14 protein-coding genes are annotated in these 12,733 nt (G+C 58.3%); 8 read left to right on the top strand and 6 right to left on the bottom strand.

Annotated features, from left to right (window positions below):
• The 4 genes from ACYQ3S_RS15025 to rbsK all read left to right on the top strand — a co-directional run.
• The coding region (locus tag ACYQ3S_RS15025; RefSeq protein WP_459690146.1) for a sugar phosphate isomerase/epimerase family protein at positions 1–365 on the top strand (365 nt) is incomplete at its 5' end.
• A gap of 43 nt (positions 366–408) precedes the next feature.
• Positions 409–1,389 carry a Gfo/Idh/MocA family protein gene (locus ACYQ3S_RS15020; protein WP_459690145.1) on the top strand — a complete coding sequence of 327 codons (981 nt, stop codon included), beginning with the start codon at positions 409–411 and terminating at the stop codon, positions 1,387–1,389.
• A gap of 40 nt (positions 1,390–1,429) precedes the next feature.
• Positions 1,430–2,200: a sugar phosphate isomerase/epimerase family protein gene (locus ACYQ3S_RS15015; protein ID WP_459690144.1), complete on the top strand. Its 771-nt coding sequence runs from the start codon at positions 1,430–1,432 to the stop codon at positions 2,198–2,200.
• 13 nt (positions 2,201–2,213) lie between these two features.
• Positions 2,214–3,230 carry a ribokinase gene (gene rbsK / locus ACYQ3S_RS15010; protein ID WP_459690142.1) on the top strand — a complete coding sequence of 339 codons (1,017 nt, stop codon included), beginning with the start codon at positions 2,214–2,216 and terminating at the stop codon, positions 3,228–3,230.
• Between the two features lie 283 nt (positions 3,231–3,513).
• Here rbsK and ACYQ3S_RS15005 read toward each other — a convergent pair whose 3' ends face one another.
• Positions 3,514–3,741 (bottom strand): helix-turn-helix transcriptional regulator, encoded by a 228-nt coding sequence (locus ACYQ3S_RS15005; RefSeq protein ID WP_459690141.1) that lies wholly within the window; start codon positions 3,739–3,741, stop codon positions 3,514–3,516.
• 129 nt (positions 3,742–3,870) lie between these two features.
• On the opposite strand from ACYQ3S_RS15005, the gene ACYQ3S_RS15000 reads away from it, so the two are divergent.
• Positions 3,871–4,056, top strand: coding sequence for a hypothetical protein (locus tag ACYQ3S_RS15000; RefSeq protein WP_459690140.1), 186 nt, complete (start codon positions 3,871–3,873; stop codon positions 4,054–4,056).
• Here ACYQ3S_RS15000 and nspC read toward each other — a convergent pair.
• The 5 genes from nspC to speD all read right to left on the bottom strand — a co-directional run bounded on the left by nspC (position 4,051) and on the right by speD (position 9,814).
• Positions 4,051–5,181: a carboxynorspermidine decarboxylase gene (gene nspC / locus ACYQ3S_RS14995; RefSeq protein WP_459690138.1), complete on the bottom strand. Its 1,131-nt coding sequence runs from the start codon at positions 5,179–5,181 to the stop codon at positions 4,051–4,053. The genes ACYQ3S_RS15000 and nspC overlap by 6 nt on opposite strands.
• A gap of 1 nt (position 5,182) precedes the next feature.
• A complete protein-coding gene (locus ACYQ3S_RS14990; RefSeq protein WP_459690137.1) occupies positions 5,183–6,442 on the bottom strand; it encodes a saccharopine dehydrogenase family protein in 1,260 nt (419 codons plus the stop codon).
• A 23-nt stretch (positions 6,443–6,465) separates the two neighbouring features.
• Positions 6,466–7,323, bottom strand: a complete 858-nt coding sequence (gene speE, locus ACYQ3S_RS14985) for a polyamine aminopropyltransferase (RefSeq protein ID WP_459690136.1) — start codon at positions 7,321–7,323, stop codon at positions 6,466–6,468.
• A 12-nt stretch (positions 7,324–7,335) separates the two neighbouring features.
• Entirely contained in the window at positions 7,336–8,799 is a 1,464-nt protein-coding gene (locus tag ACYQ3S_RS14980; protein ID WP_459690134.1) for an aminotransferase class I/II-fold pyridoxal phosphate-dependent enzyme, read from the bottom strand.
• 250 nt (positions 8,800–9,049) lie between these two features.
• The gene (gene speD, locus ACYQ3S_RS14975) at positions 9,050–9,814 is read right to left on the bottom strand and encodes an adenosylmethionine decarboxylase (protein WP_459690132.1); all 765 of its coding nucleotides are present in this window, start codon (positions 9,812–9,814) and stop codon (positions 9,050–9,052) included.
• Between the two features lie 525 nt (positions 9,815–10,339).
• On the opposite strand from speD, the gene ACYQ3S_RS14970 reads away from it, so the two are divergent.
• The 3 genes from ACYQ3S_RS14970 to ACYQ3S_RS14960 all read left to right on the top strand — a co-directional run bounded on the left by ACYQ3S_RS14970 (position 10,340) and on the right by ACYQ3S_RS14960 (position 12,516).
• On the top strand, positions 10,340–11,023 hold the full coding sequence (locus ACYQ3S_RS14970; RefSeq protein ID WP_459690131.1) for a peptidoglycan recognition protein family protein: 684 nt from the start codon (positions 10,340–10,342) through the stop codon (positions 11,021–11,023).
• A gap of 138 nt (positions 11,024–11,161) precedes the next feature.
• The gene (gene aroF, locus ACYQ3S_RS14965) at positions 11,162–12,181 is read left to right on the top strand and encodes a 3-deoxy-7-phosphoheptulonate synthase (protein ID WP_459690129.1); all 1,020 of its coding nucleotides are present in this window, start codon (positions 11,162–11,164) and stop codon (positions 12,179–12,181) included.
• The gene (locus ACYQ3S_RS14960) at positions 12,178–12,516 is read left to right on the top strand and encodes a hypothetical protein (RefSeq protein ID WP_459690128.1); all 339 of its coding nucleotides are present in this window, start codon (positions 12,178–12,180) and stop codon (positions 12,514–12,516) included. The genes aroF and ACYQ3S_RS14960 overlap by 4 nt, the downstream gene beginning before the upstream one ends.
• Positions 12,517–12,733 lie beyond the last annotated feature (217 nt).

Here is a 12,733-nt window from a genome sequence, read left to right as displayed (position 1 = left end):
CAGTCCGCATCCTGTACGATCAGGCAAACCTGACCTTTACCGGAAACGAAGGATATGAAGAAGCGCTTCCCCTACAGCAGCAGTATGTGGCATACATGCATGTAAAGGATCTGGTATTCAAAGAAGGTGTGGCGTTTTCCTCTTCCAATGTAGCGCGGCCGGACGAATCCGAACGCAACGTGTATACGCGTATCGTGGGCGAGGGAGTTATACCGTGGCCGGAGATCCTGCGCGCGGTCAAAGCGCGCGGTTATGACGGCTGGCTGTCCCTCGAATATGAGCGCCGGTGGCATCCGGATGATATTCCGGACGCATCCATCGGTATGAAGCGGTCGCTGGAATACCTGCGCGGCATCGAGCTGTGAAAATTTATCCCAAAACGCCCAACAGCATTGGAGGGAATGTGCTATGATTAATCAAACCATGAAGATCGCCCTCTTGGGCGTGAGCCACTGGCATGTACCGCTCTATCTGCCCGGCTTGCCGGAGAACTCGGTCGTGGGTGTGAGCGATGGTGACGCGGGCATTGCCGCCCGCATTGCCGCGCCCTACGGTTGTCCAGCCTACACCGATCACCGGCAGATGCTACATGAAGTGAAGCCGGACTTCGTCTTTGCCTTTGCCCCACACTACCGGATGCATGCGGTCGCCTCCGAGCTGATCGAGGCGGGAATCCCGTTTACAATGGAGAAGCCCGCAGGGCTTGACCGCCGCGAGGTGGAGACGCTGTACAATGCCGCCGAGCGCAAAAATGCGTTCTGCGCGATTCCATTCGTCTGGCGGTACAGCGACACGGTAAACGACTTGAAAAACCGGTATCTTTCCGGTAAAATTGTGCATATGTCCTACAAATTCGTGGCGGGACCACCGTCGCGCTACCTTGCGACCTCGCGCTGGATGCTGTCACAGGAGACTGCGGGAGGCGGCTGTATGACCAATCTCGGCGTGCATTTCATCGACATGGCGCTCTATCTGACGGAAAGCGGGGGCGCTGAAACGCTGGCTTCGATTTACCAGTATACCTCGGAATATGATATCGAGACGTATGCCTCCTCCATGCTGCGTATGGATTCGGGCGCGTCGCTTCTGATAGAGAGCGGATATGCCTATCCGATGTCGGACGGTGCCAAGCGTGAAAACCGCTGGACGATCGTGACCGAAAACGGTTACTGCATCCTCGCGGACAATGATTTGGAGCTGCGCACCTTCGGTGCGGCGCCGGCGCATATCGCGTTGAACACAGACAGCGATCCCTATTACGCGATCTTCGCCCGTACTACGCTTGCGGACTATGCAAACGGCGCACGTCCGAGGGCCTCGCTTGCGGAGATGCTGAATGTACGGTGCATTTTGGATGAGATGAACGAAAAAGCCACTCAAAAAGGCTGACCGATCAGCGTTAGACGGTTTTGTTAGGAGAATGCAAACGATGAAAATTGGCGGATTTGGACGGATACAGGACTATCGCCCGATTAGCGGTGCAGGATACGACTACGCCGAGCTGGACATGCCTGAGATCGAGGCACTAAATGAGGCTGCATTCAGCGGCTTACAGGAGGAGGTCGCGCAGCGCGGTTTCCCAGTACGGACAGGGGCGCGGCTGTTGCCAATCGTTGAGCCGACCTTTATGGTAGAGGGCTTCCGGCCTGCCTCGCTTGCGCCATACCTGAAAAAAAGCTGCGCCCGCTGCGCCGCACTTGGAATCGGCAAGGTCATCCTTGGCAACGGCAAAGCGCGGACGCTGCAATCGCCCGAGGATATCCGGCACGAGCCGGTATTTGTGGACTTCTTGCGCATGACGGCCGAGATCGCAGGGGAGAACGGGCAGGAGCTGATCCTCGAGCCGCTCGGCCCGAAATACTCCAACTACCTCAACACGCTGCCCGAGGCGGTGCGCGTAATCGAACTGGCAGGTAGCCCGAATCTATTCGCTATGGTCGATTTGCGACATATGGTCTGGTCGGAGGAGCCACTGGAGGACATCGCCGCTTATCGCGATTATGTACATCATGCGCATGTGGATTTCCCTACGTCCTTCCCAGAGCGGGGCTACCCGTGCGGTGGGGACGGCTATGATTACAGTGCGTTTCTCGCGGCGCTTGCTCAGGCGGGGTATGACGATACATTGACCATTGAGGCAGATATCCCGAGGAACTGGAATGAAGCATACCGCGGCGCGCAGCAGGCGCTTGGACTGTAAGGAGGGCTGGAACGTGCAAAAAAGACCCAGGATACTGGTAGTGGGCAGTTTTATGATGGATCTGGTGGCGTCCACGAAACGCGCGCCGCGCGAGGGGGAAACCGTCATTGGCATGAAATTCACCACCGCCCCGGGCGGCAAAGGCAGCAATCAGGCGGTCCAGTGCGCCCGATTGGGGGCGGAGGTCACTATGGTCGGCAAGGTCGGTCGGGACGGCTTCGGCAAAACGCTGCTCGAAACGGCATCCGCTGCGGGCGTGGACGTTTCCAGGGTGCTGACCGATCCGGCCGAGGCGACGGGCGTTGCGCACATTACGCTTGAAGTGAGCGAAAACGACGCAAAAAACCGGATCACTGTCTGCCCAGGGGCGAACTTTACCTTGACGGTGGAGGAGATCGCCTGGCTGAAAGCCCGCGTTGCGGACTACGACCTGGTGATGCTGCAGCTTGAGCTGCCCATGGAGGTGGTGGAGTCCGTGGCCGCATGGGCCTATGAGGCCGGCGTACCCGTTATGCTCAACCCCGCGCCCGCTGCGGCGCTGTCGGATACGCTGCTTGGCCATGTGACCTATCTATCCCCCAATGAGCATGAGGCGGCGCTGATGTCCGGACAGCAGATCGCCGTTGACGATGGCATCAATCAGGAGGATCTGCACAGGGCCGCAGGCTATTTCATGCAGCGCGGGGTGAAAAACCTGATCGTTACGCTGGGTGCGAACGGCTCGGTCTGGATCAACCAAAGTGGCGCTGCCTATACCCCATGTGTCCATATGGATAAGATCATCGACACGACCGCGGCGGGGGATTCGTTTGTCGCCGCGTTTTGCACGGCCCGCACTGCGGGCATGGATGAACGGCAGGCGTTGGTGTTTGCCAGCCATGCGGCGGCGATCACGGTTTCTCGCATGGGCGCGATGCCAAGTCTGCCGACGATTGCGGAAGTGAAAGCGTTGCTTGCGGAAAAAGGATGCTGTGGGATCGACATGGATATATTGAACATGCTGGAAAGGTCAGGCACCCCGATGAAATAGAGAAAAAGCGGGGATACTGGTGTTATTAGTTCATTAAAATCGCAGAAACATGTAGACAGACGGGCAGGAACTATCATAACATTATCGAGAGTGCCGGTGACTATGACAACAAAAAAAGTCGTCAACACAGAAAACTGGACGAACCTGAACAATCAAAACGGCTAGATATATCGCGAAAAGGAGAATCCACCACGGAACTAATCGTTCTGTGGTGGATTCTTTCGCTCTGAAACGGCTTTTGATGTTGCCCTTATGAGGACACGCCAATGCGGCAGCTCTTTTTTTATCGGTTGCTCGGGGGAAGCGGCTCGGAATAATCAGTTAAACCGAGCAGATATTCTAAGTTTACCTGGTAGAACCTTGAAAGTTTGATTAAAAGCGGAAGTGGAAAATCCCGAACACCGTTTTCATAATTGGAATAGGTATTTTGAGCGATATTTAGGTGAATAGCGATTTCCCATTGTTTAAGTTCGTGGTCCTCCCGCAGTTCCTTAATGCGATTATGCTGCATGTTCATCACCCTGAGTTATCATATAATATCTCAAGGTGAGATATTGACTTTAATCTCATATTGAGATAAAATCATATTAACATACAGCAGGAAATATTTACTTATTAAAAAGGGGGTGCCGCAATTTGGATGCTCCACGGACGCACGATATCTTTTCGTCTCAAACGGAAAAGCAGCGGCAAGGAATCCATATACCGGACCATCTATATCAGGAAAGAATATGCCGCCCAAATTGAAAAGCTCGCGGTACGGCACGGCATTAGCTGGAACCGCGCCGTCGTCCTGATCCTGCAAAGCTATCTGGAGGCCTTATGACAGCCGCCCCTTGAAATCCTCATAATCAAACATCCGTATCACCTCGTCCGTGCCGTCCGCGCGGCGCATGGCGATCAGCGGCAGCGGTACGCCGTTGAAGGTGTTGGTTTTGACCATCGTGTACAGCGCCATATCCTCAAATACCACCTGGTCGCCCGCGCGCAGCGCGTTATCGAACGAGTATTCGCCGATCACATCGCCCGCCAGACAGGAGCGGCCGGTCAGCAGATAGGTGAACGCCTTCTGGTGCGGCTCGCCCGAACGCCATACCGGCGGGCGGTAGGGCATTTCCAGCACATCCGGCATGTGGCAGGCCGCGGAGGTATCCAGTATTGCGATTTCGGCATGGTTGTGCATGACCTCAAGCACGGTGGAGATCAGCCAGCCCGCATTCAGCACCACCGCCTCGCCCGGCTCCAGATAAATCTGCACGCCGTATTTTTCGCGCAGGCGGTTGACGCACTGGACGAGCGTTTCCACGTCGTAATCGTCGCGCGTAATATGGTGGCCGCCGCCGAGGTTGAGCCACTTCATGCCCTCCATGTATTTCCCGAAGCGTTCCTCGAACGCCTCAACCGTGCGGACGAGGTCGTCCGCGTTCTGCTCACACAGGGTGTGGAAGTGGAAGCCCTCGATGCCGTCCAGCAGCTCGGGCTGGAAGTTTTCCAGCGTGACGCCGAGCCGCGAGGTCGGGCCGCAGGGGTCGTACATCGCGTGCGCCGCGGGCTGGGTCGAGCATTCGGGGTTGAGCCGCAGGCCGCAGCTTTTGCCCGCCGCGCGCGCTAAATTGCCGTAAGCCTTCCACTGGTGGAAGGAGTTGAACACAATATGGTCGGCGTACTGCAAAAGCTCTTGAAATTCGCCCTCCGCGTAGGCGGGGGAGTAGACGTGCGTTTCGCCGCCGAATTCCTCCCTGCCGAGGCGGGCTTCAAACAGGCCGGAGGCGGTCGTACCCGCGAGATACTCGCGCAGCAGCGGGTACGCCGAGAACATGGAAAACGCCTTCTGCGCAAGCAGGATCTTTGCGCCCGTGCGGTCGGCCACGTCGCGCAGCACGGCAAGGTTCTGCACGAGCCGGTTTTCATCCACAAGGAAGCAGGGCGTGGGCAGTTCGGTAAATCTCATGTCAGTCCACCAAAACGGGGTTGTCGTTTACCTGCCACGGCAGGCCCCACTTGTTCAGGGTCTCCATATACGGGTCGGGGTCGAACTCCTCAACCGTGTATACGCCGGGCTTGTTCCACTTGCCGGTCATCAGCATGGCCGCGCCGATCATGGCCGGCACGCCGGTGGTGTAGCTGATGGCCTGCGAGCCGACCTCGCGGTAGCAGGCCTCGTGGTCGCACACGTTATAGATATAGGCGGTTTTTTCCCTGCCGTCCTTTTTGCCGGTGAAGATGCAGCCGATGTTGGTCTTGCCCTTGGTGCGCGGGCCGAGGGTCGCAGGGTCGGGCAGCAGCGCCTTGAGGAACTGGATCGGCACGATCTGATGCCCCTCGAACTCGATCGGTGTGGTGGACAGCATGCCCACGTTCTCCAGGCACTTCATGTGGGTCAGGTAGGACTGGCCGAAGGTCATGAAAAAGCGGATGCGCTTGACATGCGGGATGTTTTTGGCCAGCGACTCGATTTCCTCATGGTGGAGCAGGTACATGTCCTTGCGGCCGACCTGGTCGAAGTCGTACTCGCGCTTGATGGACATGGCGGGGATTTCGACCCAGTGGCCGTCCTCCCAGTAGGAGCCGGGCGCGGAAACCTCGCGCAGGTTGATCTCGGGATTGAAGTTGGTGGCGAACGGGTAGCCGTGGTCGCCGCCGTTGCAGTCCAGAATGTCGATGGTGTCGATCTGGTCGAACAGGTGCTTCTGGGCATAGGCGCAGTAGGCCTGCGTCACGCCCGGGTCGAAGCCCGAGCCTAACAGCGCGGTCAGGCCGGCCTTTTCGAACTTCTCCTTGTACGCCCACTGCCAGGAGTAGTCGAAATAGGCGGTGAAGCCCGCCTCCCGGCAGCGCTTCTCATAGATCGCGCGCCACGCGGGATCGTCGGTGTCCTCCGGCTCGTAGTTGGCGGTGTCCATATAGTTGACGCCGCACTTGAGGCATGCGTCCATGATGGTCAAATCCTGATAGGGCAGGGCAATGTTCATCACGATGTCCGGCTTGTATTCGTCGATCAGCGCGCACAGCTCGTCCACGTTGTCCGCGTCCACCTTGGCGGTGCGGATTTTGGTGGGGGTGCGCCCCTCAAGCTGTTCCTTGATCGCGTCGCACTTGGATTTGGTGCGCGAGGCGATCATGATTTCCTCAAAAACGTCGCTGTTCTGGCAGCATTTGTGGATGACCACGCCGGCCACGCCGCCGCAGCCGATGATAAGGGCTTTTCCCATGGTGTTGTCCTCCTTGTGAGTCGTTATTCTTCTACTTTTTCCAAAAGCCGCTGCACATAATTGGGCAGGTAGAACGCGCCCTTGTGCAGGTTGGTGTTGTAATAGCGGGTTTCGATGCCGCGGGCGTTCCATTCGTCCGCCTTGAGGTCGCGCACCGGATGCACCCCGCGCGAGGAAAACCCAAACAGCCAGTGGCCGGAGGGGTAGGTGGGGATGTGCGCCTGGAACAGACGCGACAGCTCGAACGAATGCACGATGTTGCGGTGCGCGCGCTGGCAGGCGAGCGCGTCGCCCTTGTAGAACGGGCTTTCGTGCTGGTTAACCAGCACGCCGTGCGCCCTGAGCGCCTTGTAGCAGTTGCCGTAGAACTCCATCGTAAACAGGCCCTCGCCCGGGCCGAAAGGGTCGGTCGAGTCGATGATGATAAGGTCGTACTCGTCCTCGATGCGGCGGATGTACTTCAGCCCGTCCTGATAGAGGATGTGTACGCGCGGATCGTCCAGGCTGCACGCCACGGTCGGCAGGTATTCCCTGCACACCGCGACCACGCGCTCGTCGATCTCGACCAGGTCGATATGCTCGATGTGCGGATAGCGGCACAGCTCGCGCACGCAGCCGCCGTCGCCCCCGCCGATGACGAGCACCTTTCTGACCGTCTCGCCCAGCACGGCAAGCGGGACATGCACCATCATCTCGTGGTAGATGAATTCGTCGCGCTCGGTCAGCATCATATAGCCGTCGAGCGTCAGAAAACGGCCGAACTCCTCGCACTCGAACACGTCGATGCGCTGGAAGTCGCTCTGCTCGGTGTAAAGCTGCCGGTCGACCTGGATCGCCAGGCCGACGGTCGGCGCGTGCATTTCGGTAAAGGTCAATTGCATAACACAGACTCCTTAATTGGCCGCGGGGCTGATAATGCCGCGGATGACCTGCAGGCTGTCCACGTTCGGGTCCTCGGTGCCGAGCAGCATGCAGTTTTTCTCCTTGGCGTAGCGGATGTAGTCGAGGATCTCGCGGGTGATGCGCTCGCCCGGGGCGAGGATAGGGATGCCCGGCGGGTAGCACATGACGAACTCCGCGCAGATGCGGCCGACGCTTTCCGCCAGCGGGATGCCCTGCTTTCCCGCATAAAAGGCTTCCTGCGGCGCGGCCACCACCTGGGGGGAGATGTACTCCTGCCGCATGAGCGTGGCCTTGTCGCGCTTGTAGCGGCGGCGGATGTCGGACAGCGCGGCCACAAAGCGCTCGAGGTCGCGCTCGCGGTCGCCGACCGAAACATAGGCCAGCAGGTTGCCGAGGTCGCCGAATTCGGTCTGGATGTCGTAAAAGTCGCGCAGGATATCATATACTTCAATGCCGGCAAGCCCCACGTCCAGCGTGTTGACCGCGAGCTTGGTCACATCGAAATCGAAAACCGTGTCGCCGTTGATCAGCTCGCGGCCGTAGGCGTAGTAGTCGCCGATCTGGTTGATCTCGTCGCGGGCATACTCGGTCAGGCGGGTGACCTTGCGGAAGATATCCTTCCCGTACAGCGCCAGGTTCTTGCGCGAGATATCCAGGCTGACCATCAGCAGGTAGGAGCCTGAGGTGGTCTGCGTCAGGTTGATGATCTGGCGCACATATTCCGCGTTCACCGACGGGCCGCACAGCAGGAAGCTCGACTGTGTCAGCGAGCCGCCCGACTTGTGCATGGAGACCGAGGCGAGGTCCGCGCCCGCGGCCATCGCGGAGACGGGCATGTCCTCGCCAAAGTAGAAATGCGTGCCGTGCGCCTCGTCCGCGAGTACCTTCATGCCCCTGGCGTGCGCCAGACGGACGATTGCACGGATATCCGAGCAGATGCCGTAGTAGGTGGGGTTGTTGACCAGCATCGCCTTGGCGGAGGGGTGTTTTTCGATTGCGGCCGCGACGTCCGCGACCGACATGCCCAGCGAGATGCCCAGCCGCTCGTTGGTCTGCGGGTTGACGTACACCGGCACCGCGCCGGTGAGCACGAGCGCGTTGATGACCGAACGGTGGACGTTGCGGGGCAGGATGATCTCGTCCCCGCGCCCCACGACCGAAAGGATCATCGACTGCACGCTCGAGGTCGTGCCGCCGACCATCAGGAACGCATGGGCCGCGCCGAAAGCCTCGGCGGCCAGCTCCTCCGCCTCACGGATGACGCTGACCGGATGGCACAGGTTGTCCAGCGGCTTCATGGAGTTGACGTCCACGGTCATGCACTGTTCCCCGAGGAATTTTGTCAGCTCGGGATTGCCGCGCCCGCGCTTATGCCCGGGGACATCAAACGGGACGATGCGCATATCCTTAAAATGTTCGAGCGCCTCCTTGATGGGCGCGCGGGATTGATCCATAAGCAGATACCTTCTTCTTCAGAATAGGAAAAGGGATGGCGCGCGCAAACGGGGATCGCGCGCAGCGCGCATCAAACCGGTAATTTTGCTTTGGCAAAATTACCATCAAAACCGAGAGCATGTATCTCGGTTTTGATACAGGAAAGCAAATTTGTGTGCCGCGTTTGCGGCGCGCAAATTTGCGCAAAGGACGCATCCGAACGCCGTTCGGTGCGTCCACTCGATCGGAACGGTAGTTCCGATCGAAGCATCAGTAGATGTTTTTCCCCGAGAAGATCTCGATCATCTCGCGGCGCAGGTCGGAATGGATTTTCAGCCGCGTCTTGGGCGGCAGCTCGTAGATATCGGTGTTGAACAGGTAGTTCTGCAGGTCAACCTCCTTGAGCAGCATGCGGGTGTGGAACAGGTTGGCCTGGTACACGTTCACATCGTAGGCGTCGTACAGGTCGAGCGTGTGCGGGTCGATGAAATCCTGGATCGAGGTCATCTGGTGGTCCATGAACAGCTTTTTCCCCTCGATATCGCGGGTAAAGCCGCGCACGCGGTAGTCCATGGTGATGATATCCGAATCGAACGAGCCGATCAGGTAATCGAGCGTGGACAGCGGCGTGATCTCGCCGCAGGTCGCCACGTCGATATCCACGCGGAACGTGGCGAGGCAGGTGTCCGGATGGTATTCCGGATAGGTATGCACGGTGACATGGCTTTTGTCCAGATGCGCCACGATGGTATCCGGCTCGGGCGCGGGCTTCATATGCTCCTCCGCGATCAGGAAGGTGACGGAGGCGCCCTGCGGGTCGTAGTCCTGTTTGGAGATATGCAGCACATGCGCGCCGATCATCTCGGTCACGCGCTCCAGAATGCCGGTCAGCCGCTCGGAGTTGTACTGCTGGTCAATGTAGGCGATATAATCGCGCTGCTCGCGCTCGGTTTTGGCATAGCATACGTCGTAAATGTTGAACGACAGCGCTTTGGTCAGGTTGTTGAACCCGTACAGTTTCAGCTTGTTTTGCATACCGGTAATCCTCACAATTAAAAAATCCTCAAGCGAGGTGTCCGCACGCGGTCATCTCAGCTTGAGGAATGCAATCTCTCTTCCGTTCGGGCAAAGGCCCGCAACGGCTCTGTCTGTGGAAGAGGAAAGAGTCTATATAGCAAGAATTTACTTTTACTACTCTTATTGATTGTTTCACAAGTGTGATGCGCCCGCGGCACACGGCTTTTAAGCAGCCAACTTATAAAATTCAATAAGGCAACAAAGTTGCCATGTTCGGCATTTGACCCGGCTGTCCGTATGGCCTTGGCTCCCCTTTGGGACAAAGGGGGCGGTCAAAGAATTCTGCTGGTAAAGGCTTTGCCTCTCCGAGTAAATATAATTATATCGCACGAAACGCCGGAATGCAAGTTTTTCTTACAGGAATTCCGCAGGGGAAAGCGAGGTTTTTATGGGAATAAAAAGTTTACATCCATGCCTTTGAAAAAGCTGTCGAAACGTAGTACAATAGAACCACTGGAACGAGGGATAGGGAGAGCGGACGGATTGAAGATTGCAGGGTTTTACAGTGGGAAAAAAGGGAAAAAACGGCCGAACCGCCGGCCGCTGCTGCTGGCGGTGCTGCTGCTGGCGTCGTTTGCCGCCGGTATGCTGACGCATCGGGCGATCAGCCGGCCGCCGCAGCTGGACGCGGGACTCAGCTATATCGAGGACATACCGGTCTATACGGACTTCCTGCCGGAGGGGAGCCGCGCGCGGCCCGGGGAAAAGCGCGAGATCAAGTACCTCGTCATCCACGAAACGGATAATTTTTCTGCGGGCGCGACCGCAGCCGCGCATAATTCGTTCATCCACCAGAACGCCGACGCGCAGGAGAATATCGTTTCCTGGCATTACACTGTGGACGATCACGAAATATACCACCACCTGCCGGACGACGAAACCGCGTACCATGCGGGCGACCAGATGAAAAGGAACGGCGGCAACAAAAACGGCGTTGGGATCGAAATGTGCGTTAACGAGGACGGCAACTATGAGCAGACGTTAATCAACACCGAAAAGCTGTGCGCGCGCCTGCTGATCGAGTACGGCCTGGGGCCGAAGGCGCTGCGCAAGCATGAGGACTTTTCCGGCAAGGTCTGTCCGGCCCGTTTGATCGGAGACGGACGCTGGGAGGAATTCTGCGCGGCGGTGGAACAGCGCTATGAGGAGCTGAAAGCCGCGCGGTAGGGGTTAGCATTTTACAACCGCGTACAAAACCAGACCAAAGAAACAGGGCGATTTGTAGCAAATCGCCCTTTCTTTTTGGGCATTTTGGTGGTATACTGCAAGGGCTTATAATTTTAACTGATAAAGGAGTGAACCAAAATGATCGTTATACTCAAGCAGAATAGCGATAAGGAACGTGTAGACCGTTTGATGCAGCATTTTAAGGATATGGGGCTCACGATCCACTATTCTCAGGGCGAGAACACCACGATCTTTGGCCTGGTCGGCGACACCACCAAACTGGACGAAGGGGACATCATGGCCTATGACGTGGTCGAGCGCGTGCAGCGTGTGACCGAGCCGTTCAAGGCCGTCAACCGCAAATTCCATCATGAGGATACGGTCATTGAGGTCGCGGGGCGCAGGATCGGCGCGGGATACTTCAACGTGATGGCGGGACCCTGCTCGGTTGAGAGCGAGGCGCAGATCGTGGAGGTGGCCGAAGCGGTCAAGCGGGCGGGCGCGTCCTTCCTGCGCGGCGGCGCGTTCAAGCCGCGCACCTCGCCGTACTCCTTCCAGGGGCTTGAGGACGAGGGCCTGAAGCTCCTTTTGGAGGCCAAGCGCCAGACCGGCCTGCCGGTCGTGACCGAGATCATGAGCGAAAAGCATCTCGACCTGTTCGCGGATGTGGACATCATCCAGCTCGGCGCGCGCAATATGCAGAATTTCATGCTGCTCAAGGAGCTGGGCCGGTCGGATAAGCCCATCCTGCTCAAGCGCGGCCTGTCCGCGACGATGGAGGAATTCCTGATGGCGGCGGAGTACATCTTCGCGGGCGGCAACACCAACGTCATCCTGTGCGAGCGCGGCATCCGCACGTTTGAAAAGATGATCCGCAACAATCTGGACATCTCCGCGGTGCCGCTGGTCAAGATGTTCAGCCACCTGCCGGTGATCGTGGACCCGTCGCACGCCGCGGGCCGCCGCGACATGGTGCAGCCGCTCTCGCGCGCCGCAATCGCCGCCGGCGCGGACGGCCTGATTATCGAGGCGCATAACGACCCCAAAAACGCGCTGTGCGACGGAGCGCAGTCGCTCGACCTGCCGCAGTTCGACGCGGTCATGGAGGATATCAAGCGCCGCGCCGCGTTCGAGGGACGGGAGATGATGCCGCAGTGAACGACCTTGTCCGCTTCGGCGGCATCCTGCACCATCTGGCGACGGCCGCGGGCTGGGTGTTCTGCCTGGTGCTGCTGGGCAGCCCGGGGGAGCGCACGCTGCTCGGCTTTTTGCTGCTCCTCGCGTGGACGTTCCTGCAGACCATCGGCACGATAGGGTTGATCGCGCGCCTGCTGCTCGGCCGGCTGGAGGAAAAGAATGAGCGCCTGCAGCGCTCGTTCACGCGCCTCGGCACGCTGGTCGGCGAGACGCGCGCCAAAGGCGCGTTCGCCGTCATGCTGGCGGCGATGGTCGCGTTCAAGCTGGCGCTGCCCGCGGGGCTTAACCGCATCTGAGAGGAAACAAAGAGGTTCCCCTGTAAAAGTATCTTCCAAATGAAGGAACAGGCAGGTATTGCAGCCGCAATACCTGCCTGTTTTTATGCTCCCACTTTCTTTATTCTTTCTTACCGGACTGCCGCGGCAGACGTCTTACTGATACTGTTCCCAGTTGGGATGGCCGGTCAGCGTTGTCCAATGCTCATGGATGTCTCCCTTGCGGTCAAAGTCGTGG

The organism is Agathobaculum sp. TL06 (assembly GCF_054658635.1).
Note: the sequence above shows the minus strand (reverse complement) of the source record. Positions and strands in the feature narration are given on the sequence as shown.

What these genes read in the sequence shown, in the direction of transcription:
- nspC (WP_459690138.1), bottom strand. Translation starts at nt 5,181, where the DNA reads ATGAGATTTACCGAACTGCCCACGCCCTGCTTCCTTGTGGATGAAAAC.
- ACYQ3S_RS14990 (WP_459690137.1), bottom strand. Translation starts at nt 6,442, where the DNA reads ATGGGAAAAGCCCTTATCATCGGCTGCGGCGGCGTGGCCGGCGTGGTC.
- speE (WP_459690136.1), bottom strand. Translation starts at nt 7,323, where the DNA reads ATGCAATTGACCTTTACCGAAATGCACGCGCCGACCGTCGGCCTGGCG.
- ACYQ3S_RS15015 (WP_459690144.1), top strand. Translation starts at nt 1,430, where the DNA reads ATGAAAATTGGCGGATTTGGACGGATACAGGACTATCGCCCGATTAGC.
- ACYQ3S_RS15005 (WP_459690141.1), bottom strand. Translation starts at nt 3,741, where the DNA reads ATGCAGCATAATCGCATTAAGGAACTGCGGGAGGACCACGAACTTAAA.
- speD (WP_459690132.1), bottom strand. Translation starts at nt 9,814, where the DNA reads ATGCAAAACAAGCTGAAACTGTACGGGTTCAACAACCTGACCAAAGCG.
- aroF (WP_459690129.1), top strand. Translation starts at nt 11,162, where the DNA reads ATGATCGTTATACTCAAGCAGAATAGCGATAAGGAACGTGTAGACCGT.
- ACYQ3S_RS14980 (WP_459690134.1), bottom strand. Translation starts at nt 8,799, where the DNA reads ATGGATCAATCCCGCGCGCCCATCAAGGAGGCGCTCGAACATTTTAAG.
- ACYQ3S_RS15000 (WP_459690140.1), top strand. Translation starts at nt 3,871, where the DNA reads ATGCTCCACGGACGCACGATATCTTTTCGTCTCAAACGGAAAAGCAGC.
- ACYQ3S_RS15020 (WP_459690145.1), top strand. Translation starts at nt 409, where the DNA reads ATGATTAATCAAACCATGAAGATCGCCCTCTTGGGCGTGAGCCACTGG.